Annotated in this window: 25 protein-coding genes and 1 tRNA gene; 14 read left to right on the top strand and 12 right to left on the bottom strand. The window is 70.0% G+C overall.

The features are described from left to right. Positions 1-218: 218 nt before the first annotated feature. From rho to ABXJ52_RS25330, 7 genes are all read right to left on the bottom strand, one after another. Complete coding sequence (rho, locus tag ABXJ52_RS25360; RefSeq protein WP_367044973.1) at positions 219-2,285, bottom strand: transcription termination factor Rho; 2,067 nt, start codon at positions 2,283-2,285, stop codon at positions 219-221. 373 nt (positions 2,286-2,658) lie between these two features. Further along, entirely contained in the window at positions 2,659-3,576 is a 918-nt protein-coding gene (thrB, locus tag ABXJ52_RS25355; protein ID WP_367044972.1) for a homoserine kinase, read from the bottom strand. 268 nt (positions 3,577-3,844) lie between these two features. Then, positions 3,845-4,903 carry a threonine synthase gene (thrC, locus tag ABXJ52_RS25350; RefSeq protein WP_367044971.1) on the bottom strand — a complete coding sequence of 353 codons (1,059 nt, stop codon included), beginning with the start codon at positions 4,901-4,903 and terminating at the stop codon, positions 3,845-3,847. Between the two features lie 6 nt (positions 4,904-4,909). Continuing rightward, positions 4,910-6,202, bottom strand: coding sequence for a homoserine dehydrogenase (locus ABXJ52_RS25345; RefSeq protein ID WP_367044970.1), 1,293 nt, complete (start codon positions 6,200-6,202; stop codon positions 4,910-4,912). Positions 6,203-6,340: 138 nt separating this feature from the next. Beyond that, on the bottom strand, positions 6,341-7,732 hold the full coding sequence (lysA, locus tag ABXJ52_RS25340) for a diaminopimelate decarboxylase (RefSeq protein ID WP_367044969.1): 1,392 nt from the start codon (positions 7,730-7,732) through the stop codon (positions 6,341-6,343). 86 nt (positions 7,733-7,818) lie between these two features. After that, complete coding sequence (nrtL, locus tag ABXJ52_RS25335) at positions 7,819-8,973, bottom strand: ArgS-related anticodon-binding protein NrtL (RefSeq protein ID WP_367044968.1); 1,155 nt, start codon at positions 8,971-8,973, stop codon at positions 7,819-7,821. Positions 8,974-9,390: 417 nt separating this feature from the next. Then, positions 9,391-9,915 carry a response regulator gene (locus ABXJ52_RS25330; RefSeq protein ID WP_367049254.1) on the bottom strand — a complete coding sequence of 175 codons (525 nt, stop codon included), beginning with the start codon at positions 9,913-9,915 and terminating at the stop codon, positions 9,391-9,393. Positions 9,916-10,076: 161 nt separating this feature from the next. Between ABXJ52_RS25330 and ABXJ52_RS25325 the strand changes: the two genes are divergently transcribed. The 3 genes from ABXJ52_RS25325 (at position 10,077) to ABXJ52_RS25315 (ending at position 11,779) form a co-directional block, all read left to right on the top strand. Beyond that, positions 10,077-10,148 (top strand) — tRNA-Arg (locus ABXJ52_RS25325). A 247-nt stretch (positions 10,149-10,395) separates the two neighbouring features. Beyond that, entirely contained in the window at positions 10,396-11,031 is a 636-nt protein-coding gene (locus ABXJ52_RS25320; protein ID WP_367044967.1) for a hypothetical protein, read from the top strand. 166 nt (positions 11,032-11,197) lie between these two features. Continuing rightward, on the top strand, positions 11,198-11,779 hold the full coding sequence (locus tag ABXJ52_RS25315) for a dihydrofolate reductase family protein (protein ID WP_367044966.1): 582 nt from the start codon (positions 11,198-11,200) through the stop codon (positions 11,777-11,779). Here ABXJ52_RS25315 and ABXJ52_RS25310 read toward each other — a convergent pair. From ABXJ52_RS25310 to ABXJ52_RS25300, 3 genes are all read right to left on the bottom strand, one after another. Then, positions 11,767-13,122, bottom strand: coding sequence for a DUF1254 domain-containing protein (locus tag ABXJ52_RS25310; RefSeq protein WP_367044965.1), 1,356 nt, complete (start codon positions 13,120-13,122; stop codon positions 11,767-11,769). The two genes, ABXJ52_RS25315 and ABXJ52_RS25310, sit on opposite strands and share 13 nt — an antisense overlap. 161 nt (positions 13,123-13,283) lie before the next feature. After that, complete coding sequence (locus ABXJ52_RS25305) at positions 13,284-13,556, bottom strand: type B 50S ribosomal protein L31 (RefSeq protein WP_367044964.1); 273 nt, start codon at positions 13,554-13,556, stop codon at positions 13,284-13,286. Between the two features lie 153 nt (positions 13,557-13,709). Continuing rightward, positions 13,710-14,696 carry a Ku protein gene (locus ABXJ52_RS25300; protein ID WP_367044963.1) on the bottom strand — a complete coding sequence of 329 codons (987 nt, stop codon included), beginning with the start codon at positions 14,694-14,696 and terminating at the stop codon, positions 13,710-13,712. Positions 14,697-14,789: 93 nt separating this feature from the next. Here ABXJ52_RS25300 and ligD point away from each other — a divergent pair, with 93 nt between their 5' ends. Both ligD and ABXJ52_RS25290 read left to right on the top strand, forming a co-directional pair. Then, on the top strand, positions 14,790-15,677 hold the full coding sequence (gene ligD / locus ABXJ52_RS25295; protein WP_367044962.1) for a non-homologous end-joining DNA ligase: 888 nt from the start codon (positions 14,790-14,792) through the stop codon (positions 15,675-15,677). A 94-nt stretch (positions 15,678-15,771) separates the two neighbouring features. Beyond that, positions 15,772-16,200, top strand: coding sequence for a DUF4440 domain-containing protein (locus tag ABXJ52_RS25290; protein ID WP_367044961.1), 429 nt, complete (start codon positions 15,772-15,774; stop codon positions 16,198-16,200). A 42-nt stretch (positions 16,201-16,242) separates the two neighbouring features. Here the strand turns inward: ABXJ52_RS25290 and ABXJ52_RS25285 are convergent, their stop codons facing one another. Then, positions 16,243-17,046 (bottom strand): nuclease-related domain-containing protein, encoded by an 804-nt coding sequence (locus ABXJ52_RS25285; protein WP_367044960.1) that lies wholly within the window; start codon positions 17,044-17,046, stop codon positions 16,243-16,245. Between the two features lie 295 nt (positions 17,047-17,341). Here ABXJ52_RS25285 and ABXJ52_RS25280 point away from each other — a divergent pair, with 295 nt between their 5' ends. The 7 genes from ABXJ52_RS25280 (at position 17,342) to ABXJ52_RS25250 (ending at position 23,897) form a co-directional block, all read left to right on the top strand. Then, positions 17,342-17,659 carry a hypothetical protein gene (locus tag ABXJ52_RS25280; protein ID WP_367044959.1) on the top strand — a complete coding sequence of 106 codons (318 nt, stop codon included), beginning with the start codon at positions 17,342-17,344 and terminating at the stop codon, positions 17,657-17,659. A 114-nt stretch (positions 17,660-17,773) separates the two neighbouring features. Then, positions 17,774-18,364: a class F sortase gene (locus ABXJ52_RS25275; protein ID WP_367049252.1), complete on the top strand. Its 591-nt coding sequence runs from the start codon at positions 17,774-17,776 to the stop codon at positions 18,362-18,364. Positions 18,365-18,466: 102 nt separating this feature from the next. Beyond that, on the top strand, positions 18,467-19,222 hold the full coding sequence (locus ABXJ52_RS25270; RefSeq protein WP_367044958.1) for a hypothetical protein: 756 nt from the start codon (positions 18,467-18,469) through the stop codon (positions 19,220-19,222). After that, positions 19,219-20,520, top strand: coding sequence for a HAMP domain-containing sensor histidine kinase (locus ABXJ52_RS25265; protein WP_367044957.1), 1,302 nt, complete (start codon positions 19,219-19,221; stop codon positions 20,518-20,520). The genes ABXJ52_RS25270 and ABXJ52_RS25265 overlap by 4 nt, the downstream gene beginning before the upstream one ends. A gap of 130 nt (positions 20,521-20,650) precedes the next feature. Beyond that, positions 20,651-21,013 carry an SH3 domain-containing protein gene (locus ABXJ52_RS25260; RefSeq protein ID WP_367044956.1) on the top strand — a complete coding sequence of 121 codons (363 nt, stop codon included), beginning with the start codon at positions 20,651-20,653 and terminating at the stop codon, positions 21,011-21,013. 62 nt (positions 21,014-21,075) lie between these two features. Beyond that, a complete protein-coding gene (locus ABXJ52_RS25255; protein ID WP_367044955.1) occupies positions 21,076-22,440 on the top strand; it encodes an FtsW/RodA/SpoVE family cell cycle protein in 1,365 nt (454 codons plus the stop codon). Beyond that, positions 22,437-23,897, top strand: coding sequence for a penicillin-binding transpeptidase domain-containing protein (locus ABXJ52_RS25250; RefSeq protein ID WP_367044954.1), 1,461 nt, complete (start codon positions 22,437-22,439; stop codon positions 23,895-23,897). Before ABXJ52_RS25255 ends, ABXJ52_RS25250 begins: the two co-directional genes overlap by 4 nt. Positions 23,898-23,935: 38 nt before the next feature. Here the strand turns inward: ABXJ52_RS25250 and ABXJ52_RS25245 are convergent, their stop codons facing one another. Further along, the gene (locus tag ABXJ52_RS25245; protein WP_367044953.1) at positions 23,936-25,042 is read right to left on the bottom strand and encodes a ferritin-like domain-containing protein; all 1,107 of its coding nucleotides are present in this window, start codon (positions 25,040-25,042) and stop codon (positions 23,936-23,938) included. Between the two features lie 185 nt (positions 25,043-25,227). Here ABXJ52_RS25245 and ABXJ52_RS25240 point away from each other — a divergent pair, with 185 nt between their 5' ends. Further along, positions 25,228-26,166, top strand: a complete 939-nt coding sequence (locus ABXJ52_RS25240) for a diiron oxygenase (protein WP_367044952.1) — start codon at positions 25,228-25,230, stop codon at positions 26,164-26,166. 59 nt (positions 26,167-26,225) lie between these two features. Then, positions 26,226-26,954: a TetR/AcrR family transcriptional regulator gene (locus tag ABXJ52_RS25235; RefSeq protein ID WP_367044951.1), complete on the top strand. Its 729-nt coding sequence runs from the start codon at positions 26,226-26,228 to the stop codon at positions 26,952-26,954. Positions 26,955-26,957: the final 3 nt, after the last annotated feature.

Below are 26,957 nucleotides of genomic sequence, written 5' to 3'. Positions count from 1 at the left end.
CCCGGCGCACGCTCGTGACACATCGTGCACTCCTTCCCCGTTCTTCTGGCTTCTCACCTGCGGTTTCTCCCGTCACGGGGCTACTGCCCGTGACCGTAAGAATCTCTTAGGGGTGTGGCCAAGGTCATTCAGCGCCCGTCGCGCGCCCCTCGGCACGAAAGGGCCGCCCCCGTCGGATGACGGGGGCGGCCCTTTTGTGTACGTACGGCCCGCGAGGACTAGTCGTTGCCGTTGCCCGGCGTCGGCGTCGTCTTCGCGATCTGCATGAGGAACTCGGCGTTCGACTTCGTCTGCTTCATCTTGTCGAGGAGCAGCTCGATGGCCTGCTGCGAGTCGAGGGCGTGCAGCACCCGGCGCAGCTTCCAGACGATCGCGAGCTCTTCGCTGTTGAGCAGGATCTCTTCCTTGCGGGTTGAGGACGCGTCGACGTCCACCGCCGGGAAGATGCGCTTGTCGGAGAGCTTCCGGTCGAGCTTGAGCTCCATGTTGCCGGTGCCCTTGAACTCCTCGAAGATCACCTCGTCCATGCGCGAACCGGTGTCGACGAGCGCGGTCGCGAGGATCGTCAGCGAGCCGCCGTCCTCGATGTTGCGCGCCGCACCGAAGAAGCGCTTCGGCGGGTAGAGCGCGGTCGAGTCGACACCACCGGACAGGATGCGGCCGGAGGCCGGGGCCGCCAGGTTGTACGCACGGCCCAGGCGGGTGATCGAGTCGAGAAGCACGACCACGTCGTGACCCAGCTCCACGAGGCGCTTGGCGCGCTCGATGGCCAGCTCGGCGACCGTGGTGTGGTCCTCGGCGGGACGGTCGAAGGTCGAGGAGATGACCTCGCCCTTCACCGACCGCTGCATGTCGGTGACCTCTTCCGGACGCTCGTCGACCAGGACGACCATCAGGTGGCACTCGGGGCTGTTCGTGGTGATCGCGTTCGCGACCGCCTGCATGATCATGGTCTTGCCGGTCTTCGGCGGGGCCACGATCAGGCCGCGCTGGCCCTTACCGATCGGCGACACGAGGTCGATGATGCGGGTGGTGAGCACACCCGGGTCGGTCTCCAGACGGAGCCGGTCCTGCGGGTAAAGGGGCGTCAGCTTGTTGAACTCCGGTCGCCCGCGCCCGGATTCGGCCGCCATGCCGTTCGCCGAGTCGAGGCGCACGAGCGCGTTGAACTTCTCGCGGCGCTCGCCGTCCTTGGGCTGGCGGACGGCGCCGGTGACGTGGTCACCCTTGCGCAGACCGTTCTTGCGGACCTGGGCGAGCGACACGTACACGTCGTTCGGACCCGGGAGGTAGCCCGAGGTGCGGATGAACGCGTAGTTGTCGAGGATGTCCAGGATGCCCGCGACAGGGATCAGTACGTCGTCGTCGGCGACCTGCGGCTCGTTGGCGCCGCCGAACTCGTCGCGGCCACGACGGCCACGGCGGTCGCGGTAACGGCCACGGCGGCCGCGGCGGCCACCCGCCTCGTCGTCGAAGTCGTCCTGCGGTCCGTTGTCCCGCTGGTCGCGCTGCTGACGGTCCTGGCGGTCGCCGCGGTCCTGGCGGTCCTGACGGCCGCCGCCCTGCTGACGGTTTCCGCCCTGCTGCTCGTCGCCCTTGTTGCCACGGCGGTCGCGGTCGCGGCCACGGCCCTGGCGGTCACGGCGCTCGCGGCGGCCGTCGGCGTTGTTGTCACCGGAGCCGTCGCCCTTGGACTCGGACTGCGTGTCCGCCTTGGCCTCGCCCTTGTCGTTCTTGGCGTCGTTCTTCGGCTCGCTCTTCGCCTCGGCGGTGACCGTCTCGGGGCTGCCCGCGTCGGCGGTGGCACGGCGACGGCCGCGGCGCTCGCCCTTGTCGGCACCCGCGGGCTGGCCCGGGATGTCGATCTGCTGCTGGGCGGCCTCTTCGGCCTTGGCGCCGGCCGGCTGCTCGGCCTTGTCGGCCTTGCTCGCCTTGGCGGCCTTCTCCGTGCTCGCCGCGGTCTCCTCGCCCGTCCGGGCCTTCGAGGTCGCGCGGCGCTTGGGCTTGGTCTCGGCGTCCGAGGACGGCGCGGCGCTCTTCGCGGGGGCACCGCCCCCGGCCTGCGCCTCCTTGATGACCTCGATCAACTGGCTCTTGCGCATCCGCGCGGTGCCCTTGATACCGAGGCCGGATGCGACCTGCTGCAGTTCCGCCAGCACCATGCCATCGAGGCCGGTGCCGCGGCGCCGCCGGGACCCGGCCGAAGCACCGGTGGCAGGCGCCGCAGAGGCGTCCGTGGCGGGCGTGTCGGCAGTCACGCCCATCAGATCGGTGGTGTCGCTCACGAAGGGTCCTTCCCTGGAGCGGACGTCGGCCTGTCTGGCTCGGCGACCGGTTGTGCTGTCCGGTAGGTCCTTTGGTGTGTGGACCGTGCCGGGGCGGTGGTCCGCCAACGCGCGGCGGAAGAATTCACTGGTGATGGCGAGTCCCGGTGAGGTGCCACTGATGTGCGGTGTCACTCGGCTCGGTCACGCCGGTTCCGGAGCGTGCTCGGCACCGCTCAGTGCGGGGCACAGAGCAGTTTGGGAGGCTCCCGGAAGGATGGATGTCCCGGACGGGGACACGAAGCACCTCGCCATGGTGGGGTCGGGTGCAGACTTGAGGTTAACACTACCGGATCCAACAAACATTCCCCCTCTCTCATCCGGCTACCAGGTGTCAGGGAGCAAGCGGCAGCACGCTCGCACCGGTCGCGTCGAGTGCCAGGCGATTGGCCGCCCAGCCCTCTCCCGCAAGGCGTGCGACCTTGTCCGCCGCACTCTCGTCGGCCAGCGCGAGGACCGTGGGTCCCGCGCCGGAGATCATCGCCGGTACTCCGTCCGCGCGCAGGCGCTCGACCAGTGCGGCGCTCTCGGGCATGGCGGGTGCGCGGTACTCCTGGTGGAGCCGGTCCTCGGTCGCGGGGAGCAGCAGCTCGGGGCGCCTGGTCAGGGCCTCGACGAGCAGTGCGGCCCGGCCCGCGTTGGCGGCGGCGTCGACATGCGGGACGGTGCGCGGGAGCAGTCCGCGCGCGGTCTCGGTGAGGACGGGCTTCGACGGCACGAAGACCACCGGAACGATGGAATCCGCCGGGTCCATCCTGATCGCGCGTGCCGCTCCCCCGTCCATCCAGGAGAGCGTGAAGCCGCCGAGCAGACAGGCGGCGACGTTGTCCGGGTGGCCCTCGATCTCGGTGGCGAGCTCGAGCAAAGCGTTGTCGTCGAGGCGGGCGTCGCCGCCTATCGTCACGGCGCGCGCGGCGACGATGCCCGCGCAGATGGCGGCGGACGACGAGCCGAGGCCCCGGCCGTGCGGAATGCGGTTGGCACAGACGATTTCGAGCCCGCGCGGCTGACCGCCGAGCAGGTCGAAGGCGGTGCGCAGGGAACGTACCAGCAGATGCGACTCGTCGCGCGGGAGCGTCTCGCTGCCCTCACCTGCGATGTCGATGTTCAGTCCGGTGTCGGCCACCCGCACGACGACGTCGTCGTACAGACCCAGCGACAGGCCGAGGGCGTCGAAGCCCGGGCCGAGGTTGGCGCTGGTGGCGGGGACGCGCACCCGGACGGCGGCGGCGCGGAACGCGGGACCGGCCATCGCTCGATGACTCTCCTTGAGCTGCGATCTTTTGAGGACTTGCCACGTGATGAGGCACTACCCGAAGGCCGCTCTGCGGCAGCACCGCGGCATATGCGGCGGGGCGGGTTCGGTACAGCCTATCGAAGGAAGGTTCTGTGGCGACATAGGGCGCACAGGAGGCGCACGATGCGTGTCGTAAGCCCCCTGTGCACCCCCTATACGGAGTTGCGGGTTTTCCGGGCGGGTATGCCCGCCCCGCGGCCCGCGGTAACGCGGACCGGCGTGATCAGGCCAGACCGAGGCGCTCGGCCGCGGCGGCCGAGTCGACCGGGACCGTGACCGGCTGCGGTGCGCCCGCGACGGCCCAGTCCGGGTCCTTGAGGCCGTTCCCGGTGACGGTGCAGACGATGCGCTGCCCCTTGTCGACCTTGCCCTGCTCGGCCGCCTTCAGCAGACCGGCGACGGAAGCGGCCGACGCCGGCTCGACGAAGACACCCTCCTGGGACGCCAACAGCTTGTAGGCGCGCAGGATCTCACGGTCCGTCACCTCGTCGATGAAGCCGTCCGACTCGTCGCGCGCGTCGAGGGCGTGCTGCCACGACGCGGGGTTGCCGATGCGAATCGCGGTGGCGATCGTCGAGGGGTCCTTGACGATCTCGCCGCGCACGATGGGCGCGGAACCGGATGCCTGGAAGCCCCACATGCGGGGAGTGCGCGACGAGACCGAGTCGGCGGCGTACTCCTTGTAGCCCTTCCAATAGGCCGTGATGTTGCCCGCGTTGCCCACCGGGAGCACGTGGATGTCGGGGGCGTCACCGAGCGCGTCGACGATCTCGAACGAGGCCGTCTTCTGGCCCTCGATGCGGAACGGGTTGACCGAATTGACCAGCGCCACCGGGTAGTTCTCGGAGAGGGCGCGGGCGAGGTTCAGGCAGTCGTCGAAGTTGCCGTCGACCTGGAGGATCTTCGAGCCGTAGACGAGCGCCTGGCCCATCTTGCCGAGCGCGATCTTGCCCTGCGGCACGAGGACGGCGCAGACCATCCCCGCCCGTACGGCATAGGCGGCGGCGGAGGCCGACGTGTTGCCGGTGGAGGCGCAGATGACGGCCTTGGCGCCCTCCTCCTTGGCCTTCGTGATCGCCATCGTCATGCCGCGGTCCTTGAAGGACCCGGTCGGGTTGGCGCCCTCGACCTTGAGATGTACCTCGCAGCCCGTGCGCTCGGAGAGCACCTGCGCGGGCACGAGCGGCGTTCCGCCCTCGCGGAGCGTCACGACCGGCGTCGTGTCGGAGACGGGAAGACGCTCCCGGTACTCCTCGATGATTCCGCGCCATTGGTGGGTCATTACTGCCTACTCCCCTTCAACCCGCATGATGCTGGCGACACCACGCACGGTGTCGAGATTCCGCAGCGCCTCGACGGTGCCGGTGAGGGCGGCGTCGGGAGCGCGGTGGGTGACGACGACGAGAGAGGCCTCGCCGTCCTTGCCCGTCTGACGGACCGTATCGATCGATACGCCGTGCTCGGCGAAGACCGTCGCGACCTGGGCGAGAACACCCGGCTTGTCGGCCACGTCGAGGCTGATGTGGTAGCGCGTGACAACCTCGCCCATGGAACTCACGGGCAGCTGGGTGTACGCGGATTCGCCGGGCCCGGTGGCTTCGCCGAGCTTGTTCCGGCAGACGGCGACGAGGTCGCCGAGCACGGCCGACGCGGTGGGGGAACCACCCGCGCCGGGACCGTAGAACATGAGCTGACCCGCGGCCTCCGCCTCCACGAAGACCGCGTTGTACGCCTCGCGCACCGACGCCAGCGGATGGCTGAGCGGAATCATCGCGGGGTGCACGCGCGCGGTGACGGAGCCGCCGTGGGCGGCCCGCTCACAGATGGCGAGCAGCTTGATGGTGCAGCCCATGCGCTTCGCGGACGCGAAGTCGGCGGCGGTCACCTCGGTCATGCCCTCGCGGTAGACGTCGTCGAGACGCACGCGCGTGTGGAAGGCGATACCGGCGAGGATCGCGGCCTTGGCCGCGGCGTCGAAGCCTTCGACGTCGGCGGTCGGGTCGGCTTCCGCGTATCCGAGGGCGGTGGCCTCGTCGAGGGCTTCCTGGTAGCCGGCACCGGTGGTGTCCATGGCGTCGAGGATGAAGTTGGTGGTTCCGTTCACGATCCCGAGAACGCGGTTCACCTTGTCCCCGACCAGGGACTCGCGCAGCGGCCGGATCAGCGGAATGGCACCGGCGACGGCAGCCTCGTAGTAGAGATCCCGCCCGTGCTCCTCGGCGGCGGCGTGCAGGGCTGCGCCGTCCTGCGCGATGAGCGCCTTGTTGGCGGAGACGACGGAGGCGCCGTGCGCGAAGGCGGTGGTGATGAGGGTCCTGGCGGGCTCGATGCCCCCGATGACCTCGACGACGACATCAATGTCACCACGTTTGACCAGCGCGGTCGCGTCCGTGGTGACCAGTGAGGGGTCGATTCCGTCCCGCACCTTCGACGGCCTGCGGACGGCCACCCCGGCGAGCTCCACCGGGGCACCGATCCGGGCCGTGAGGTCGTCGGCGTGCGTCGTCATGATGCGCGCCACCTCTGAGCCGACAACCCCACAGCCCAGCAGCGCCACCTTCAGCGGACGCGTACGCATCATCCGACCTCACTTCTCATACATCTACGATGGGACCAGTCTCACCCAACCGTCGGCAGTTTCTATGCCCTGTCCGAATGGTGAGACATCTATTTCACAGACCGATACATCATCGATCGCTGTTTCCGGGCCGGTATTTCCTCAGCCGACGTCAAGTCGCAGGAGATCTTCCTCCGTCTCGCGCCGGACGATGACCCTCGCCTCACCCTCTCGCACGGCGACGACCGGCGGACGCAGGGCGTGGTTGTAGTTGCTCGCCATGGAGCGGCAGTACGCGCCGGTCGCGGGCACGGCGATCAGGTCACCGGGTGCGATGTCGGCGGGCAGGAACGCGTCCTTCACCACGATGTCCCCGCTCTCGCAGTGCTTGCCGACGACGCGCACGAGCATGGGCTCCGCGTCGGACTCCCGCGACACGAGGGCCACGCTGTACTCGGCGTCGTAGAGGGCGGTACGGATGTTGTCGGACATGCCGCCGTCGACGGAGACGTACGTACGCAGCCCTTCGAGCGGCTTGATGGTGCCGACCTCGTACAGGGTGAAGGCGGTCGGCCCGACGATGGCGCGGCCGGGCTCGACGGAGATGCGCGGCGTCCGGAGGTTCGCGGCCTCGCACTCACGCGTGACGATCTCGCCGAGCGCCTTGGCGATCTCGTGCGGCTCGCGGGGGTCGTCCTCTGAGGTGTAGGCGATGCCGAGCCCGCCGCCGAGGTCGATCTCGGGAAGCTCGACGCCGTGCTCGTCACGAATGTCGGCGAGCAGCTGCACGACACGTCGGGCGGAGACCTCGAACCCGGCCATGTCGAAGATCTGCGACCCGATGTGCGAGTGCACGCCGATGAGTTCGAGCCCGTCGAGCTGGAGGGCCCGCCGTACGGCCTCTGCGGCCTGTCCTCCGGCCAGCGCGATGCCGAACTTCTGGTCCTCGTGGGCGGTGGCGATGAACTCGTGGGTGTGGGCCTCGACGCCGACGGTCACGCGGATCTGCACGCGCTGACGGACACCGAGCCGGTCGGCGATGTGGGCGACGCGCACGATCTCCTGGAAGGAGTCGAGCACGATGCGCCCCACGCCGGCCTCGACGGCCCGCTCGATCTCCTCCTCGGTCTTGTTGTTGCCGTGGAAGGCGATGCGGTCGGCGGGCATGCCGGCGGCGAGGGCGGTGGCGAGCTCGCCACCGCTGCACACGTCCAGGTTGAGCCCCTCCTCGTGCAGCCACTTCACGACCGCTCGCGAGAGGAAGGCCTTGCCGGCGTAGAAGACATCGGCGTCGGCCCCGAAGGCGCCGCGCCAGGCGTGGCAGCGGGCGCGGAAGTCGGCCTCGTCGAGGAAGTAGGCGGGGGTGCCGAACTCCTCGGCGAGCCGGGTCACGGGGATCCCGCCGACGGTGACGACACCGTCCGCGTCCCGCCCGACGGTCTGCGCCCAGACCTTCGGGTCGAGGGTGTTCAGGTCGGCAGCCGGGGCGGTGTAGTGCCCTTCGGGCAGTACGTCGGCGTGGCGGGGCCCGGCGGGGTGTGCGGAACGGCTCATGTCGCGGTCGTCTCTCTCACTTCGGTCACGTCAGTCACGTCAGCCACTTCAGTCGTGTCAGTCACGTCCGTCGCAGTCCTCACGTGTCACAAGTACTCGGGGGCGCTGATGCCGAGCAGGGACAGGCCGCCTGCGAGCACCGTCCCGGCGGCTTCGGCGAGCGCGAGCCGGGCACGGTGGGCGGCCGAGGGTTTCTCGTCACCGAGCGGCAGCACGTCGGGCTGAAAGGCGAGGAAGGCGTCGGCGACGACGACCAGATGCCGGGCAAGCCGGTCGGGCGCCCGGTGCCGGGCGGCGGCGGCCAGGATGCGGGGGTAGTCGGCAAGGGCATCAACCAGGTCACGCGCCTCGCCCCCCGCGACGTCCCCGACCTCGGAGCTGAATCCGAGCGCGCCTGCGTTACGGGTGAGCGCACGGACCCGGGAGTGGGCGTACCGCACGCGGAAGAGGGGGTTGCTCGCACGCTGGACGAGGTGCTCGTCACTGATGCGGGCCCGGTCGTGAGCGGCGGGATGGAGAAGGGCCCAACGGGCGGCGTCGGAGCCGAGGGGGCTGGGGGCGGAGGGAGCGGGGACGGGAAGGACGTGGAGGGAGGCGGCGGGGGGCTTCCCGTGGGCATCGATGTGCACGCCGAGGGCGGCCCAGCCGGGGTCGGGGGCTTCGTCGCAGGTGAGGCGGACGATGACGCCCTGGGAGAGAAGGATGCGGCGGAGTGCGTCGGCCAGGACGGCGGCGCGGACTTCTCGGGGGATGCGGAGGTGGGCTCGGCCGGGGCTGGCTTGTTCAGGGTGGGCGCTGCCGGGGCGGGCGCCTTCGGGGCGGGCGCCTTCGGGGCGGGTGTGGCCGGGGCTGGAGTGGCCGGGGCTGGCGTGGCCGTAGGAGGCGCCTTGCGTGAGGACGTCGCGTACGAGGGCGGCGGAGGCGCTGCCAGAGCTCTGCGGGTCGCCGCGCTCCAGGGTGATGTTGAGGAAGCCGGGCCCGGTGATGTCGATGGCGGCGATGCCGGGCTCGCCGGTGAGCCGCGGGGAGAGCACTTCGGCGACCTGCCGGGGAGAGCGCCCGGCGGCGCGGGCGACCTGCAGGGCGACGTTCGTGGCGTAGTCCCCGCACCCACCGGCCCGAGGCCGCTCAACGACGACCCGCTCGGCCACGCCCACGTCCCCAAGGCCACTGAGCTCCCCGTCATCGACGGCACGACGCATGGCGCGCAGCACGGTGCGGGAGAGCTCGACGGGGGTCACGGGACAAGCGTATGGGAGGAGGGGGGTGGGGACGCGACCTGGTTTCCCCGATGGTCCGGGATGTGGACGGGGGGCGCGGAGAAACGGGCCGGTGCGGCGGGGGCGGTCGGTAGGTACGGGGTGGGGGCGAGGCCGGGGTCAGCGGAGGGTAGTTGCTGGGGCGCGGCGGGGAGTCAGCGGCTGGGGCGCCACCCGGGGGGGGCAGCGCTGGGGCGCGGCCGGGGGTCAGCGGCTGGGCGCCCGGCGTCGAGCCCGCCCGACGTGGCGGCAGCGCGGGCGGCTTCGGCGGCAGGGCGGGCGCTGGCAGGGCGAGGCCCCGGTCAGCCGCAGGGGCACCGAACGGGCCGGCAGGGATGTGATGGGAGGGGCCTCGGCGTGGCTTCGGCGGCGGGGACGGCAAGCAGGGCGAGGCCGGGGTCAGACGCTGGGGCGGCCGGCGCGTTCGGCTTCTTCGGTGGCCCCGCACTCACCACCGAGGGCATCATGCCCGCCGTCGTCATCACCACCGCCACTGCCGTGTTCCCTCAACTGCCTTACGATTCCCAGCAGTTCGGTAGGTTCGAACGGCTTGGCGAGGAAGGCGTCCACCCCGGCCTCAAGCCCGCCGGCCACCTCATACTGGGTGCAGGCACTGACGATGACGATGGGCAGATCCCGGGTCCGCGGATCGGAACGCAGCCGAGCGGCGGTACGCAGCCCGTCGAGGCGGGGCATCACCACGTCGAGCGTGACGACATCGGGTCTGACCTGGTTCACCACATCCAGGCATTCGGCACCATCAGCCGCGGTCACGACCTCGAAGCCCTCCAGCTCGAGGTTGACCCTGATCAGCTGCCGGATGACCTTGTTGTCGTCCACAACAAGCACGCGGCCTGACACGCCTGACACAACTCGAGAGTAGGTCCGCGCCCACCATCGCGTCCGGGTTTTCCCCACTTCCACCCCCTGCGGGGGAACGCGCGAGGGAGCCACGGGTGACGTCTGGGACGCAGGGGTGCGGATGCGTCCGCTCCCACGGCCCCGGAGTGCGGAAATACCTGTTCATAGGGAGCCGTTCAGAGCTGGTAGGGTTCTACACGTCGCGGCGCAACCCGCATCGACACGCCCCCGTAGCTCAGGGGATAGAGCAACGGCCTCCGGAGCCGTGTGCGCAGGTTCGAATCCTGCCGGGGGCACCTTGCGTGAGGTGCCCAAAGACCCCGTCACCAGCGGAAACGCTGAGGCCGGGGTCTTCGCGTATGTGCAGGCAGGTGCAGCACGAAGCGTGGACGGGATCTTGGAGCATCCTCGACTCCTAGTTGTGCCATGCATGCCCCCCCACGAACTCACTGCAGGTGTGCATGAGTCTGGCGGAGGTGGCCCAACACCCGCAGCCGTTCACCGCTGGCTGCAGTCGGACGACTGGACGAGTTGGAGGATCTCGTGGATGTAACCACCTTTGCCGTCGCGCTCATCACCGTCGGAGGAACGTTGGGGGGAACCCTCGGTGGGGCGGTGCTCAGCCAGCGCGCCAACCGGGAGCAGAACGAACGGGTCGACCGAGAACGAGACCAGGAGCGCCACGAGCAATCGACACAAGCCCGCCGAGATCTCTATGCCCGCCTGAACACCACCGCTCGCGCCTACCGAGTCGCCGCCCGGGACGCCGTCTTGGCAGCGAAGCGCGGCGAGAGCATCGACCCGGCCCTGCTCGAAAGCGCGAAGGAGGCCTGGGCGGACGAGTACTCCCAGGCACAGATGACACTGGCCAAGGATGTCCTGGACGTCGCATCGACACTCAACAGGTCTCTCGGGATCGGGTATGCGGTCGTCAAGCATCTGCCCAGCAGCCCTGACCTCGACGAGGCGTACCAGCAGGCCGATACCTGGTTCAGTGGCTCACTGTCCGACGGCGTATACCTGCTACGGGTCACCCTGCGACACGACCTCGGCGTCGAAGTCGATCCCGGCTTCGAGGAGACCCGTGCACAGATGCTCGCCACGCTCGACGGCGCACGGGACAAGCTCGCGCGCCTACTGACCGCAGAGGGGCCCCGGAGAAGCGAACCAACCGGCTGAGACCGGCTGAGTTCGCCGGAAGCCACAATTCCGGCTCTGCTTCAGCGGCGTCCTCCCGGTGTGGCCTCGGCACCGATGAGTCTCGTCGGCTGTGAGGGTCTGTATTGGCGACGTCGGCGATTCGTACGTTGGCGATACGTGATCAGCCGCAGGCTAGGAGAGCGTCATGACCGTCACCTACACCTTTGATGTCTTCAGCAGCCTTGACGGTTACGGTGCCGCCAGTGGTGACTGGACCGGTTACTGGGGCAAGCAGGGGCCCGAGCTTCTCGATCATCGGCTTGCGCTGTACGGCCAGGAACAGCGGATGGTTTTCGGGGCCAACACCTATCGGGCGTTCGCGCAGATGCTGGCTTCGAGCACCGCCGACTCCGATGTGCGTGACCCGTGGGTCACGCGGATGCGGAATCTGCCGACCACCGTGGTCTCGACCACCTTGGAAGGGCCTCTCGACTGGCCGGACGCGGACCTCGCGAGCGGTGACGCCGTCGATGTCGTCGCCCGGCTCAAGAAGGAGTCCGACGTACCGCTGCGCTCACACGGCAGCCTGTCGATGAACCGGGCGCTGATGGCCGCCGGTCTGGTCGACCGCGTCCAGGTGACGCTCTTCCCCGTGATCACCGGTCGGACCGGGCTCGACCCGATCTTCCGGGGCGCCGCCGACTTCGACCTCGAGCTGATCGACCGCACGACCCTCGACGGTCACATCCAGGAACTCGTCTACCGGCCCGTCCTTCACTCGGCCTGACGCCGGCGGATCGGCGGCACCTCGTACGTCCCGTCGAAGACCGCGGCGTGTGGCGTGTACATCCGCAGGATCGGGCGGAAGTTCCCGCTGGGGGTGGGCAGCCAGTTGGCGGCCGTCTTGTCGTCGGCGGGGCGTTGCGGCTGGAGGCGCAGGGTGAGGGAGCCGTCGTCGTCGTAGCTCAGGCCCGGGGTGCGGTCGCCGATGGAGTAGCGGGCGACGGGGTTGTCGACCAGGTAGTAGTCCGGCAGGTCGTACATCGTGATCGACCAGAACGCGTCCACGGGCGGCGGCTTCTCGAAGCGCAGGGTGTAGGACTGGCCGCCTTCCAGGGGCTGCCCGTCACCGTCGTTCCATGCCATCGCGTACGCGGCCTCGTAGCCGTGGTTGCCCCAGAGCGCGGTGCGGGCCGACGTGGCGCGCACCATGCGGCCCAACTCCCGGTCCGTGTAGATCCATTGGGGACCCTTGTGCGTGCCGACCTCGAAGTGGTCGGCGTTGTAGTCGAAGGCGTGGTAGGTCAGCTTCCAGCCGTTCTGCTCGGGGATGTCCCCCTGGGTCGAGGCGGACTCGACCTTCTCCTTGCCCGCGGCGAATCCCGCGCGCAGCGCGTTGGCCAGGTCGGGCTCGGGCGACGCGTAGGGGCTCTGCGCGTCCAGCAGGCCCAGCGGGGCGAACCGCTGCTGATACGCGAGGTCGGCCGGCGCGGGCGGGAAGGCGGCCATGCGGGCCCGCAGCTTCTCGTAGAAGAGCAGCTCCGGTTCGCCGTCGGGGATGTACGTGTGGGTCGGCAGCCCGTGGGACTCTCCGGAGGCCGTCCAGTACGGCTCCAAAAGGGTGTCCTCCTGGAGTGCCTGCACGGCCGCGAGGTCGTCCGGGCCCGAGCAGGCCCACCGGCCGACGATCGTCGCCACCTCGGTCGGCACGGCGATGCGGGTGGCGCCCAGGGGGACCTCCTCGTCCCATCCGGGCGGGGTGAGCAGGAAGCTGGCCGCGCCGGTGCCGGTTGCGCGGCGGCCCACGTACGCAAAGTTGTTGGTCCAGGCGTCGACGAACTGCAGGACGTAGTAGCGGCCGTCCGTGTCCGGCACCGTCAGGAGCTGGGCGCCGCCGGAGAGGTCCAGCTGGGCCAGCGAGTAGACGGTGTCGTTGTTGACGCTCACGAAGGTGTCGTCCGGGCCCGCGAGCCGGCTCGCGTGGCTGAACTCGTTGAACGGAGCGGGGGACAGCGTGCCCATGCCCGTGCGGGAGACGCGGTCGACTTCGTCGAGGTTGAGCACCATCGGGTAGCCGTAGATGTACGCCTCGGCCGCCAGCGCCTGGAGATCGGTCGTGCCGTCGGTCATGCCCGCCGCCTTCTTGTGATCAAGCTCGTTCGTCGTCGTTCGTTGTGCGTCGGTCTCGTTCGTTCTTCACGTTCGTGATCAAGCTTCTACGGACATCGTCGGGGCGTCGTGTCCCTCATGCCACTCATGCGGCGCGTGCGGCGTGGCGTGTGTCCTCATGCCTACGGTGCCTCCGGTGCGGCCGGGGGTGCCTGATCGCCGTAGCGGCGTTCGAACCTGGCGACCTGGCCTTCGGAGTCCACGACTCGGGCGCGGCCCGTGTAGAAGGGGTGGCTCTCGGAGGAGATCTCCACCTCCACCAGGGGGTACGTCTCGCCGTCGTCCCACTCGATGGTCTGGTCGCTCTCCGCGGTGGAACGGGTGAGGAAGGCGTAGCCCGCCGAGCGGTCCCGGAAGACGACGGGCCGGTAGTTGCTGTCCTGGTCCTTGGTCATGGCTCCAGGTTCCCCGCGTCCGTGCGTGGGGGCGAGCCTGGGGGCGCCAGGTGAGTGGGGGCGTGCAGCAGCCGGTTTCGCAGGCGGCAGTGCCGGGGAGGGGCGGGGCTTGGTGCGTGGCCTGGTGCGCGGCCTGGCGATCGTTCGTCCGTACTACGCCGTTGTTCGCTTTTTTGTTGTCTTCTTTGCTGCCGGCTTCTTCGTCGTCGACTTCTTCGCCTGCGTCGTCTTCTTCGCCGTCGACTTCTTGCCGCCGACCTCCTTCGGCGTCGTCTTCGCCGCCGCCCGCTTGTGGGCGCCCCGCTTCAGTGGGGTCACCTCAGCCGACGCTCCGGTCCCGTTCCCCTTCCCCTTCCCGTTCCCCTTGCCGGATGCCGCGCGCACGCTCTTCTCCAGTGCCGCCATCAGGTCGATCACCTTGCCTCCACCGGCGTCCCCCTCAGCAGCCGGCTCCGCCGGGAGCGTGCCCTCGGCCTTGGCGGTGATGAGTTTCTCCACCGCCGCGCGGTAGTCGTCGTGGAGGGTGGAGACGTCGACCTCCCCCAGCGTGTCCATCAGGGCGTCTGCCAGGTCCAGCTCCGCGTCCCGCACCGTGGCCCTGGCGTCCGGAGCGGCGTCCTCCGGGGAGCGGATCTCGTCCGGCCACAGCAGCCCGTGCATCGCGATCACGTCGTCCACCACCCGGAGCATCCCCAGCCGCTCCCGGCCCCGTAGCGCGAACCTGGCGACCGCCACCTTCCCGCTCCGCTTCAGCGCCTCCCGCAGGAGCGTGTACGGCTTCGCCGCGGGCACTCCATTGGCCGACAAGTAGTACGCCGTGTCCATCTGCATGGGATCGACCGCGTCCGCGGGCACGAAGGCGACGATCTCGATCGTCTTGGCCGTCGGGAGCGGCAGGGCGGCCAGATCCTCGTCCGTGATCGGGATGATCGCGCCGTCCGCGTCCTCGTACCCCTTGCCGATCTCCGCGGACGTCACCTCCCGCTCCTCCAGCTCGCACACCTTGCGGTAGCGGACCCTGCCGCCGTCCTCCACATGGATCTGCCGGAAGGACACCGAGTGGTTCTCTGTGGCGTTCATGAGCTTGACCGGGATGCTGACCAAGCCGAAGGAGATCGCACCGTTCCATATGGATCGCACGTCAGGCACCTCTCAGCAGCCGAGCACCGTTTCAGGGTGGTTCGTCACTATTCGCGGGAATCCATTCGTCCCTATTCGTGGGATTCTCATCGTATGACGCCGATCACCGAGGTGGAGGGGCGACGGCTCTCCCTCAGCAATCTCGACAAGGTCCTCTACTCCGCGTCCGGCTTCACCAAGGGCGAGATGCTGCACTACTACGCCAGCACGGCCGAGGCCCTTCTCCCCCACCTCCGCAACCGCCCCCTCTCCTTCCTGCGCTTCCCGGACGGGCCGGACGGCCAGCGTTTCTTCGCCAAGAACGTGCCCCCGGGCACCCCCGACTGGGTGCATACCGCCGACGTGCCGCGCTCGGACGGGGACACCCGGCAGATCGTCGTGAACGACCTGGCCTCACTGATGTGGGCGGGCAACCTCGTGACCGAGTTCCACACCCCGCAGTGGCAGGAGGACGCCCCGGCCATGGCCGACCGTCTCGTGCTCGACCTGGATCCGGGCGAGCCCGCCACCATCGTCGAGTGCTGCCGGGCGGGCCTCTGGCTGCGTGAGCGGCTCCAGGCCGACGGCCTGGACGCATACGCCAAGACCTCGGGATCCAAGGGCCTGCACCTGCTCTGCGCCCTGGAGCCGACGCCCTCCGAGGACGTCACCGCGTACGCGAAGAAGCTCGCCCAGGAAGCCGAGGCCGAGCTGCCCGAGCTCGTCGTCCACCGGATGACCCGCAGCCTGCGCCCCGGCAAGGTCTTCGTCGATTTCAGCCAGAACGCCGCGGCGAAGACGACCGCTACCCCCTACACCCTGCGCGCCCGCCAGGAACCGACGGTGTCCACCCCTGTGACCTGGGATGAAGTCGAGGAGTGCGGCGAACCGGCACAGCTCGCCTTCCTTGCCGCCGACATCGCTCCCCGCCTCGAGCGGCACGGGGATCTGCTGGACCCACTCACCGATCCGGGCCGGGCCCACCCTCTCCCCCACAGGTAGGGCGGCGTGACCGACGCCACATCTATTCAAGTTTGATTAGTGTGGGAAGCGAGCATACACTCCTTCGCGTAGTCAAACTTGATTAGGAGCCCACGTGACCGTACTGCCCGAGACCGGATACATCGCGACCGACGAGGACCGCGCGAGCCTGGCCGCCTGGTTCGCCGAGTACGACGCACACAGCGCGAGGCGCGACGTGGAGCGCATGGCCGACCTGGCCGTCTTCCCGCTCAATCTGGTCAGCGACGACTCCGCGGGCGACGGACGCTCCGCGCAGTGGGACCGGGAGCAGTTCGTCGCGACCATGACGCACGTGATGGGGGACGGGAGCGAGGACATCACCTTCGAGTCCACGCGCACGCCCGTCTTCCTCTCGCCCGCCATGGCCGTGGTCTTCACCGACTCGGTGATGACCGCGAACGGCGAGACGCAGCAGCTGCGGTACGCCGACATCCTGCTGAAGCGGGGCGGGGCCTGGGCGTTCCAGACCATGATCCAGGGGGGCTGGGGGGACAACCTGTAGACCCAGACCTCCAGGCCTCCAGACCTCCAGACCCTCGACCCCTCAGACCCGCAGCCACGTACGCCGGTCGCGGGCCATCGCGTGCAGCGCCTCCACATCGGCCGGTTTCAGTACGCCGCCGATGCCCGCGAGCGCCGGCACCTCCCCGTCGCGCACGATCCGCACCTCGCGCGGCGGGGCCGTGACGTCCAGGGCCGCCGCCCCGCAGAGGGCGAGGACCGGGCGGATCTCGGCGGTCAGCGCGAAGGACGCCCGGTCGGCGTCGGCGCGCAGCTCCCTCAGGAGTGGACGCGGGTCCGCGCGGCCGACCGTGACCATCGGGTCGGCGACGCGTACCCGCTGCTTGCGGGCGGCGAGGGTGTGGACGCTGAACAGGCCGCCGGGCCCGATCAGCAGGTGGTGGATGCGGGCGCCGCCCGGCAGCGGCACCGAGTGCAGGGTGTGCCAGCCGCCGCCTTCGAGGCCGTCGAGCACGTCGGCGATGGCCTGCTCGGCGGCGAGGGCCCGCTGCCGCGGGTCGGCGCGCAGCCTGCGGGCGGGGGCCGGGTCGCGGTCGAGGGCGACCAGGAGTGCCTCGCCGGGGCGGTTCGGGGCGAGGTCGTCGTCCGGGTGGAGGGCGAGGCGGGCCAGCTCGGCCGGGGTGGGGACCGGCGGTGGGCCTATCGAGTAGCCGCCGGTCAGGAAGGGTGCGAGGGCGCGCAGCACGGCTTCCCTGTGCTCCTCGCCGAGCAGGTTCACGCGGGACGACTCCCTCTCGTACCACGCCACGCTTCTGCCGTCCGTGAGGCAGACGTAGAGCCTCTCCTGTCCGTGCCGCCAGGCCGGTATGACGCGCAGTCCGCTCATGCACCATCACCCCACGGACCATGGGAGCAGCAAGGACATGCCTTGGGCAAGAACCCGGGCGAGGTGGAAGGAAGTTGAGCCAACCGTTGAGCCACTCGTCACGGCAGCGCCTCCAAGCCGACTCCGCGCCGCCTCCGTGCCGCCTCCGTGCCGCCTCCCCGGTGATGGCTCGTTGTTACATAGATGCCGAATTGCCGCAATAACGGACATCTAGCTTCATAGGTGCCTCCTCCGATCCCCTCGCTCCCCCGTTCCCCCCCAGCCGTCTGCCGTCAGTCCTAAGGACCGCCCCCTCATGAGCACCCACCCCCGCACCCTCCTCCTCCGTTCCGCCGCCGTGACCGCCACCATCGGCGGCGCGCTCCTCATGCCCGCCGCGGCCGCCGTCGCGGACACGCCCACACAGGCGGAGAGCACGAACAGCACGGAGAGCACGCGGACGGTGGCGCCGGCCGCCCCCGGCACCCACACCCCCGAAGGCGGCGTCAAGGCCGGCACCGAGGGGTTCCACAGCGGCGACCCGGTGTTCATCGCCGTCGGTGGTGCCATGGCGGCGAGCGGTGCGGCCGGTCTCGGGTACGCGATGCTGCGCCGCGGCCGCACCGACGCTTGAGCCCCCTCCCCCACGCACCCCGCAGGAGCCGCCGTGAGCACGCCCACCGAACAAGCGCCCGAGCCCACCCCCGCCCCAGAGCCCGCCCCCGTAAGGCATCGCCACACCACCCGCATCGCCGCGGCCGCCACGCTCACCGTCGCCCTCGGCATCGGCCTGATCGCCTGCGGCCAGGGCTCCGGCAAGGACCCCGCGCCCGACGTCAAGGTCAACAACGCCACGGCATCCCCGGCGGCCGAGCCGAACACCCCGATGGGCAAGTCCCGGCCGACGGGCCTGCGAATACCGGCGGCCGGCGTCGATGCGAAGTCGATGCTCGACCTCGCTGTGGGCGCGGACGACGCGCTCGAAGTGCCGCCCGTCGACAAGGCGGACGAGCCGGGCTGGTGGACCGGTGGTGTGACCCCCGGCGAGAAGGGGGCGGCCGTCCTGGTGGCGCACTACGACACCGTGAAGGGGCCCGCGCTGATGAAGAACGTGGCGAAGGTGAGAATGGGGGACACGATCGAGGTGCCGCGAGCGGACGGGAGTACCGCGACGTTCAAGGTGCGCGAGATCGAACAGGTCGACAAAAAGAACTTCCCCACCCATAAGGTGTACGGGGCGACCGACCGGCCCGAGCTGCGCCTGCTGACCTGTGGCGGGCCGATCAAGGACGGTCACCGCACCGACAACATCATTCTCTACGCCGACCTCGCGCCGTAGCCGGCCCCGGGCAACGGGACCCGGACCCCGCGGCGCCGCAACCGAACCTCGCGCCGCAGCCGAGCAGCCCACGGGTCCGCTCCACCGGCAGGCAGGAGTGCAGTGCACCGGAGCCGTCTCGCGCTCACCGCAGGACTCGTCCTGTCCGCCGCCCTGCTGGCCGGCGGCTGCGGCGACCCCGGCGGCCTGCGCGGGGCGGGATCCACGCCCGACGCCCAGGCGCCCACGCGTCTGTGGCCGAAGCTGCCGCCCCCGTCGGCGCCCGCCGAGGACTACGGCACGATAGAGAGCCTGCCGGTCAAGGGCGTCGACGTACCGGGCGGGGACCTGCACAAGGCGAATCCGGTGGCCGTCGCCAAGGCGGACTTCGACGAGAACCCGGGGATGTACAGCCGTTCGGACGCGGTCTACAAAGAGACGGCCGAGCAGCTGGCAAAGTGCGACACCCGCGAGGGCGGCGACGGCGAGTGCCCCGTCCTGAACGCCTACTACCGGGACCTCACCGGTGACGGCGAGGACGACCTCATCGTCGGTATCCGGCTGGCCGAGGGGCACGCCGAGAATCTGGACATTCGCGCCTACGCCGTGGAGAAGCGGCAGCTGACGCAGATCATGGAGATGGGGGACGCGGTGCTCGGTGTCGAGCTGGCCGGTCATGAGGTGATCGTCCGGGCCGTCTCCGGCATGCAGGGGTACGAGTACCGCACCGTCTGGTCCTGGGACGCCCACCAGAAGACCATGCTGCCGACGACCGACGAGATCGTGCGCTCCCCGAACGCGCCGAAGAGGAAGCCGTCGCGCAAGCCCGAGCCCGCGGCGAGCGCGCGCCCCCTCCCGACCCCGAGTGACAGCCGATGAGCCACCGGCTGCCGCACGGGCCGCGACTCCCCGCCTGGACGGCGACCCTGACCTGGAAGGCCGCTGTCTTCATCACCGTCATGTGCTGCGCGCTCGCCGCGCTGCTCGGCGCGCTCGTGCACGTCTCGGTGACCAACCAGACGGTGGGCCAGGCCCGCGATCACGCCCTCACCCGGCTCGACGACGCCACCGCGGCGTTCGAAGCGGGCGACGAGCTCGGTCCCGGCGCGGCGATCGATCCGGCGGGCCTTCCCGAACAGCTGCGGAAGCTCGCGGTGGACGGGGAGCGCGGCACGATGGTCGCCGCGCAGGACTCCCGGCCGACGATGTGGGCGGCGGGGCCCGCCGCGGAACGGCGCGCCATCGCCGTACGGGTCGACTACGCCCAGGGTGCCCGCACCATCGACGGACTCGACCGGGCGATCCTCGGTTCCTCGGTGCTCGCGATCGGGGCGACGCTGCTGCTCGGGGCGTTCTCCGTGACGCGCGTGACGCGGCGCCTGCATCAGACGGCGACGGTGGCCCGCCGGATCAGCGCCGGTGACCTGGACGCCCGCGTGAACGACCCGCGCACCCGCGAACCCTCGCGCCATCAGGACGAGGTGGCCGCGGTCTCCGGGGCGCTCGACACGATGGCGTCCTCGATGCAGGGCAAGCTCCAGAGCGAGCAGCGGTTCACCGCGGACGTGGCGCACGAGCTGCGTACGCCGCTGACGGGTCTGCACGCGGCGGCGGAGCTGCTGCCGCCCGGCCGCCCGACCGAGCTGGTGCGCGACCGGGTCGCCGCGCTGCGGACCCTCACCGAGGACCTCCTGGAGATCTCCCGGCTCGACGCGAAGAGCGAGCGCGTGGACCTGGACGACCACCATCTCGCCCCGTTGGCCGAGCGCGCCGTGCGGGGTTCGGGAGTCGACGCCGAGCTGGTCGTCGTCACCGATGTCTGCGTGGAGACCGACCGGCGTCGTCTCGAGCGGGTGCTCGGGAATCTCATCGCCAACGCGGACAAGCACGGGCGGCGGCCCATCGTGCTGACCGTCGACGGGCCCGTGGTCACGGTGCGCGACCACGGCGACGGATACCCCGACTACCTGGTGGAACACGGGCCGCAGCGGTTCCGCACCGAGGGGACGACCAGGGGCCACGGCCTCGGTCTGACGATCGCGTTGGGCCAGACGGCGGTCCTCGGAGCGCAGCTCACGTTCACCAACGCGGCCGACGGAGGCGCGGTGGCGACGCTGACGCTGCCGTACGAGGAGTGCGCGGGGAACGGTGTCAGGGGCGCCGACGGGACGGTCTGACGGGCGGTTTGACGCCGTGTGACCTTTTGCGTGCCCAGCGTGCGGATTTTAGTGTGAATTGCGGCCTATCCCCCTCGTTCCCGGGGCCTGAGGCCGCATCACATCCGCCCTCGTCCCCAGAGGAGTCCCCGTGTCCCTTCGGCCCACCTCCGCCACCGCCCGGCTCGGCATACTGGCCGCCGGCAGCGCGCTCGCCGCCCTCACCCTCACCGGCCCGGCCGTCGCGGCCGGCGACAGCGACACCAACAGCCACCCGCGCGTCTACAAGGGGCGCGTCATCGCCAAGGGCGGACTGCTGCTGCGCACCTCCCCGCACCGGGGCAGCAAGGTGATCCGCAGCGTTCCGTACGGCAAGGTCGTCTCGATCTACTGCAAGACGACCGGTGACCATGTGTCCGGCAACAACCGCTGGTACCTGCTCACCAACGGCACCTGGGCATGGGGCGCCGCGCACTACATCTCGAACATCGGGCCCGCGCCGCGCTGGTGCTGACGCACCACAAGCACGGGTGACATAAACGGACATGGGGGCCTATCGCTTGCTACGTTCCGGGCATGACCCGAACAGCAGCGGCGCCCCCTTCCGTTCCCGCTGTTCGCGTGCCCCGGCGCCGTGGCACCGAGGTCGCCCTGATCGTCGTGGCCGTCCTGCTCTCGGTCTACGGCTACTGCGACGTCGGCCTCGCCAAGAACGGCACCGTCCCGCCCGGCGCCGCCGGTTACGGCGCCGGGCTCGGCGTGCTCGCGCTCGTGGCGCACCTCGCGGTCCGCTTCCGCGCGCCCTTCGCCGATCCGCTGCTCCTGCCGATCGCGGTGCTCCTCAACGGGCTGGGCCTCGTCCTGATCTACCGGCTCGACCTGGAGACCCCCGGCGACGAGGCAGCGCCCACGCAACTCATCTGGTCCACCGTCGGCGTGGCGCTCTTCATCGGCGTCGTGGTCTTCCTGCGCGACCACCGGGTGCTCCAGCGGTACGCGTACATCTGCGTCGTCGCCGCGCTGGTCCTCATGATCGTGCCGATCTTCTTCCCGGCCGTGAACGGCGCCCGGATCTGGATCAGGATCGGCGGATTCTCCATCCAGCCCGGCGAGTTCGCCAAGATCCTGCTCGCGATCTTCTTCGCCAGCTATCTCTCCGCCAACCGCAACGCCCTCGCCTACACCGGCCGTACGGTCTGGAAGCTGACGAAGCTCCAGCTGCCGACCGGACGCGTGCTCGGCCCGATCGTCGCGATCTGGCTCCTGAGCGTCGGGGTCCTGGTCCTCGAACGGGACCTCGGCACCTCGCTGCTCTTCTTCGGCCTCTTCTTGATCCTGCTGTACGTCGCGACGGGGCGCACCGGCTGGATCGCGGTCGGCCTGGTGCTCGCCGGGATCGGGGCGTACACCGTCGGCTCGCTCGAACCCCACGTGCACAGCCGCGTCGAGGACTGGCTGCACCCCTTCGCCTCCATCGACGCGGGTGAGGGGCCGAACCAACTGGCCCAGTCGCTCTTCGCGTTCGCGGCCGGCGGGATGCTCGGGACCGGGCTCGGGCTCGGGCACTCCATCCTCATCGGCTTCGCCGCCAAGTCCGACTTCATCCTGGCGACGGCCGGCGAGGAGCTGGGACTCGCGGGCCTCGCCGCGATCTTCTTGTTGTACGCGCTGCTGGTGGAGCGCGGCTTCAGGGCGGGGCTCGCGCTGCGGGACGCCTTCGGGCGGCTCCTCGCGGTCGGGCTCGCCTCGATCGTCGCGCTCCAGGTGTTCGTGATCGCGGGCGGCGTGACCGGGCTCATTCCGCTGACCGGCATGGCGATGCCCTTCCTGGCGCAGGGCGGTTCGTCGGTCGTCACCAACTGGATCATCGTGGCGCTGCTCATCCGGGTCAGCGACTCGGCGCGCAGTCAGCCGGTCGACCCCCTCGGGGAGGACGCGTGACCAGGTACATCCGGCATGCCGCCGCGTTCTGCGCGCTGCTCCTGATCGCCCTGCTCGTGAACGCGACCCGCGTCCAGGTCGTCCAGGCCGAGCACTTCGACGAGAACCCCGCCAACCGCCGCCAGGCCATCGTCCGCTTCGGGCAGCCGCGCGGCGACATCCTGGTCGACGGCCGCCCGGTCACCGGCTCCAAGGACACCGGGGAGCAGCTCCGCTACGAACGGACGTACAAGAACGGGCCGTTGTACGCCCCGGTGACCGGGTACGCCTCGCAGGTCTACGGCACGACCCTCGTGGAGAACGCCGAGGACGACATCCTCTCCGGCACCGACCCGATGCTCGCCCCGCTCCCCCTGTGGAACGACGTCAGCCGCGCGCAGAACCCCGGCGGCATGGTGCGGACCACCATCAAGGCGGCGGCTCAGCAGGCCGCGTACGCCGGGCTCGACGGCAAGAAGGGCGCGGTCGCCGCGATCGAGCCGTCGACCGGGAAGATCCTCGCCCTGGTCAGCACCCCCTCGTACGATCCCGAGCGTCTTTCGGGCACCAGCGGGTCGGTGGCGAAGTCCTGGACGGCGCTGAACGGCAGCGCCGACAAACCCATGCTGAACCGGGCGATCCGCCAGACGTACCCGCCCGGTTCGACGTTCAAGGTGGTGACGGCGGCGGCGGCGCTGGACGCCGGGACGGTCACGGACCTTGACGCCGCCACGAAGTCCCCCAACCCCTACACGCTGCCCGGCACGAGCACGGAGCTGACGAACGAGGTCGAGGGCTGCACGAACGCGACCCTCCGCTACGCCTTCGAGTGGTCCTGCAACACGGTCTTCGCCAAGCTGGGCGCGGACACCGGCCTGGACGACATGCTGGGCACGGCGCGGAACTTCGGCTTCAACGACAGCGGCCTGAAGATCCCGTCGGCGGTAGCGGCGAGCAACTTCGACACCTCGATGGACAAGGCGCAGCTGGCGCTCTCCGCCATCGGCCAGTACGACACGAGGGCGACGCCCCTGCAGATGGCGATGGTCTCGGCGGCGGTGGCCAACGGCGGGCAGGTGCAGTCCCCGAACCTGGTGGACGAGACCACGACGGACGACGGCGACGTGGTGCGCAACACCGGCACCAGCTCCCTCCACCAGGCGATGAACCCGGCCACGGCCATGCAGCTGCGGGAGATGATGACCGGCGTGGTCGAGGAGGGCACGGGCGGCAACGCGGCGATCCCCGGCGTGACGGTGGGCGGCAAGACGGGCACGGCCCAGCACGGCATCGACAACTCCGGCACGCCGTACGCGTGGTTCATCTCCTGGGCCCAGAAGTCCGGCGAGGCACAACCGTCGGTGGCGGTGGCGGTGGTGGTGGAGGACGCGGCGGCGGACCGGGGCGACATCAGCGGCGGCGGCAGCGCGGCACCGATCGCCAGGGCGGTGATGGAGGCGGTGCTTGGGGGGTCCTGAGGTGAGCACTGGCGGGCCCCGGCCGGGGCCCGCCAGTGCTACTGCCCTTCGCCGGCGGCGATCATGTCCGCCACCTCCGCCACCCGCTCGCCCTCCTCCGCCGCGAACCGCTCCGCGTCCAGTTTCTCGGCGATCTCCTCGTCCTGGGCCATCAGCTGGTCGAGGTTGGCGTTGCCCATCTCGAAGACGCCCATGTCGACGTACGCCTCCTGGAGGCGCTTGCCCCACAGGCCGATGTCCTTGACGCACGGGACGATGCGGCTGAAGAGCAACTGCCGGAACAGGGCGAGGAATTCGGAGTTCTCGCTGCACTCCTCGGCCTCCGCCTTCGGGATGCCGAAGTTCTCCAGGACCTCGACGCCGCGCAGGCGGTCGCGCATCAAGTAGCAGCCCTCGATGACGAATTCCTCGCGCTCGCGCAGTTCCGCGTCGGAGAGGTGCTTGTAGTAGTCCCGCAGGGCCATGCGGCCGAAGGCCACGTGCCGGGCCTCGTCCTGCATGACGTAGGCGAGGATCTGCTTGGGCAGCGGCTTGTCCGTCGTGTCGCGGATCATGCCGAAGGCGGCGAGGGCCAGCCCCTCGATCAGGACCTGCATGCCGAGGTAGGGCATGTCCCAGCGGGAGTCGCGCAGGGTGTCGCCGAGCAGCGACTGGAGGTTGTCGTTGATCGGGTAGAGCATGCCGATCTTGTCGTGCAGGAAACGGCCGTAGACCTCCGCGTGCCGCGCCTCGTCCATGGTCTGGGTCGCGGAGTAGAACTTGGCGTCCAGGTCGGGGACGGACTCCACGATGCGCGCCGCACACACCATCGCGCCCTGCTCACCGTGCAGGAACTGGCTGAACTGCCAGGAGGCGTAGTGCTTGCGCAGCTCACCCTTGTCCCGCTCCGTCATCTTCGCCCAGTGACGGGTGCCGTAGAGGGAGAGGGACTCGTCGGGGGTGCCCAGGGGGTCGTACGGGTCGACCTCCAGGTCCCAGGCGATGCGCTTGGCCCCGTCCCACTGCTTGTCCTTGCCCTTCTGGTAGAGGGCGAGCAGCCGGGCGCGGCCCTCGTCGTACTCCCAGCTGAAGCGGGCCGCGCCGTTCGCCGGTATCTGCCAGATGGTCTGGTCCGGGGGGTTCGTGTACAGCTCGTGCGTGGACACTGACGGCTCCTAAGAATTGACCCGGGACGCTCCGTAATCGCTTGTACCGATTGGTAGTTGGCAGGCTCACACGGTCGTAGACGTCGGGTCAACAAGTCGTGCGCAAGGGATTGACGCCCTTGCTGACAGGCAGTCTCATAAGTCGTGACCGCCGGTAACTGTGACGACGAGGCAGGGGCAGAGTCATGACGACCAGCACGCAGGACGCGGCGATCGAAGGGCTGCGGGACGCGCTCGGAGCGCTCAAGGACCGGGAGCAGGTGGCCGAGCGGCTGCTCGACTCCTCCGCCAAGCACTCCTTCGACCCCGACAAGGAGCTGGACTGGGAGGCGCCCTTCGAGGAGGGCAAGTGGTTCTGGCCCCCGGAGCTGCTCTCCCTGTACGGCACGCCGATGTGGCGGCGGATGAGCGAGGAGCAGCGCATCGCGCTCTCCCAGCACGAGGCCGCCGCGCTCGCCTCGCTCGGCATCTGGTTCGAGCTGATCCTGATGCAGCTGCTCGTACGGCACGTCTACGACAAGCCGGCGACGAGCGCGCACGTGCGGTATGCCCTGACCGAGATCGAGGACGAGTGCCGGCACTCGAAGATGTTCGCGCGCCTGATCACGCGCGGGGACACGCCGTACTACCCGGTCAGCACCGTGCACCGGAACCTCGGCCGGCTCTTCAAGACCATCTCGACGACGCCCGGTTCGTTCACGGCGACGCTGCTCGGCGAGGAGATCCTCGACTGGATGCAGCGCCTGACGTTCCCGGACGAGCGCGTCCAGACGCTGGTGCGCGGCGTCACGCGGATCCACGTCGTGGAGGAGGCGCGCCATGTGCGGTACGCCCGTGAGGAGCTGCGGCGTCAGATGGTGACGGCGCCGCGCTGGTCCCAGGAGTTCACCCGCCTCACCTCCGGCGAGTTCGCCCGCGTCTTCTCCATCGCCTTCATCAACCCCGAGGTCTACACGAACGTCGGCCTGGACAAGCGCGAGGCCATGGCCCAGGTCAAGGCGAGCGCCCACCGCCGCGAGATCATGCAGACGGGAGCCAAGCGTCTGACGGACTTCCTGGACGACATCGGGGTGCTGCGGGGCGCGGGACGGCGGCTGTGGAAGAGCTCGGGCCTCCTGGCGTAGCGAAGAGGGTACGCGGGGTTCCTGGGCGCTTGTTCGAAAGGGCGGTTACGCTGCGAGGCATGACCTCGCCTGCTCCCACCCGCGCGTACCGGCGCCTCAGTGTCGAAGAGCGGCAGCGGCAGCTCAAGGAGGCCGCCCTGTCCCTCTTCGCGGTGCGCGCACCCGACGAGGTCTCCCTCGACGATGTCGCGGAGGCGGCCGGCGTCTCCCGGCCGCTCGTCTACCGCTACTTCCCGGGCGGCAAGCAGCAGTTGTACGAGGCCGCGCTGCGCTCCGCGGCGGACGAGCTTGAGCAGTGCTTCGCCGAGCCTCCGGAGGGTCCGCTCACCCAGCGACTCGCGAACGCGCTCGACCGCTACCTCGCCTTCGTCGACCAGCACGACGCGGGGTTCAGCGCGCTGCTCCAGGGCGGCAGCGTCGTGGAGACCTCGCGGACCACGGCCATCGTGGACGAGGTGCGCAGGACGGCCGCCGAGCACATCCTGGCCCACCTGGAGGTCGTGGGCGCCACGGGTCCCCGGCTGCGGATGACCGTGCGGATGTGGATCACCTCCGTCGAGGCGGCGTCCCTGATCTGGCTGGACGAGGAGAAGCAGCCGCCGCTGGACGAGCTGCGGGACTGGCTGGTCGAGCAGTTCATGGCGGTCCTGGTGGCATCGGCGGGCCGCGACCCGCAGACCGCGGAGGCGGTACGGGTGGCCCTGACCATGGAGACGTCGGACGGCCCCGCGGGCTCGCTCGCCCGACGGGTGCTTCCCGTGGTGAGCGACGCGGCGCACCTGCTGTGACGC

The organism is Streptomyces sp. Je 1-332 (genome assembly GCF_040730185.1).
GTDB lineage: Bacteria > Actinomycetota > Actinomycetes > Streptomycetales > Streptomycetaceae > Streptomyces.
Note: the sequence above shows the minus strand (reverse complement) of the source record. Positions and strands in the feature narration are given on the sequence as shown.

What these genes read in the sequence shown, in the direction of transcription:
- ABXJ52_RS25240 (WP_367044952.1), top strand. Translation starts at nt 25,228, where the DNA reads ATGACGACCAGCACGCAGGACGCGGCGATCGAAGGGCTGCGGGACGCG.
- ABXJ52_RS25255 (WP_367044955.1), top strand. Translation starts at nt 21,076, where the DNA reads ATGACCCGAACAGCAGCGGCGCCCCCTTCCGTTCCCGCTGTTCGCGTG.
- lysA (WP_367044969.1), bottom strand. Translation starts at nt 7,732, where the DNA reads ATGAGCCGTTCCGCACACCCCGCCGGGCCCCGCCACGCCGACGTACTG.
- ABXJ52_RS25280 (WP_367044959.1), top strand. Translation starts at nt 17,342, where the DNA reads ATGAGCACCCACCCCCGCACCCTCCTCCTCCGTTCCGCCGCCGTGACC.
- ABXJ52_RS25265 (WP_367044957.1), top strand. Translation starts at nt 19,219, where the DNA reads ATGAGCCACCGGCTGCCGCACGGGCCGCGACTCCCCGCCTGGACGGCG.
- thrB (WP_367044972.1), bottom strand. Translation starts at nt 3,576, where the DNA reads ATGGCCGGTCCCGCGTTCCGCGCCGCCGCCGTCCGGGTGCGCGTCCCC.
- ABXJ52_RS25345 (WP_367044970.1), bottom strand. Translation starts at nt 6,202, where the DNA reads ATGATGCGTACGCGTCCGCTGAAGGTGGCGCTGCTGGGCTGTGGGGTT.
- ABXJ52_RS25235 (WP_367044951.1), top strand. Translation starts at nt 26,226, where the DNA reads ATGACCTCGCCTGCTCCCACCCGCGCGTACCGGCGCCTCAGTGTCGAA.
- ABXJ52_RS25305 (WP_367044964.1), bottom strand. Translation starts at nt 13,556, where the DNA reads ATGACCAAGGACCAGGACAGCAACTACCGGCCCGTCGTCTTCCGGGAC.
- ABXJ52_RS25315 (WP_367044966.1), top strand. Translation starts at nt 11,198, where the DNA reads ATGACCGTCACCTACACCTTTGATGTCTTCAGCAGCCTTGACGGTTAC.
- ABXJ52_RS25285 (WP_367044960.1), bottom strand. Translation starts at nt 17,046, where the DNA reads ATGAGCGGACTGCGCGTCATACCGGCCTGGCGGCACGGACAGGAGAGG.
- thrC (WP_367044971.1), bottom strand. Translation starts at nt 4,903, where the DNA reads ATGACCCACCAATGGCGCGGAATCATCGAGGAGTACCGGGAGCGTCTT.
- ABXJ52_RS25310 (WP_367044965.1), bottom strand. Translation starts at nt 13,122, where the DNA reads ATGACCGACGGCACGACCGATCTCCAGGCGCTGGCGGCCGAGGCGTAC.
- ligD (WP_367044962.1), top strand. Translation starts at nt 14,790, where the DNA reads ATGACGCCGATCACCGAGGTGGAGGGGCGACGGCTCTCCCTCAGCAAT.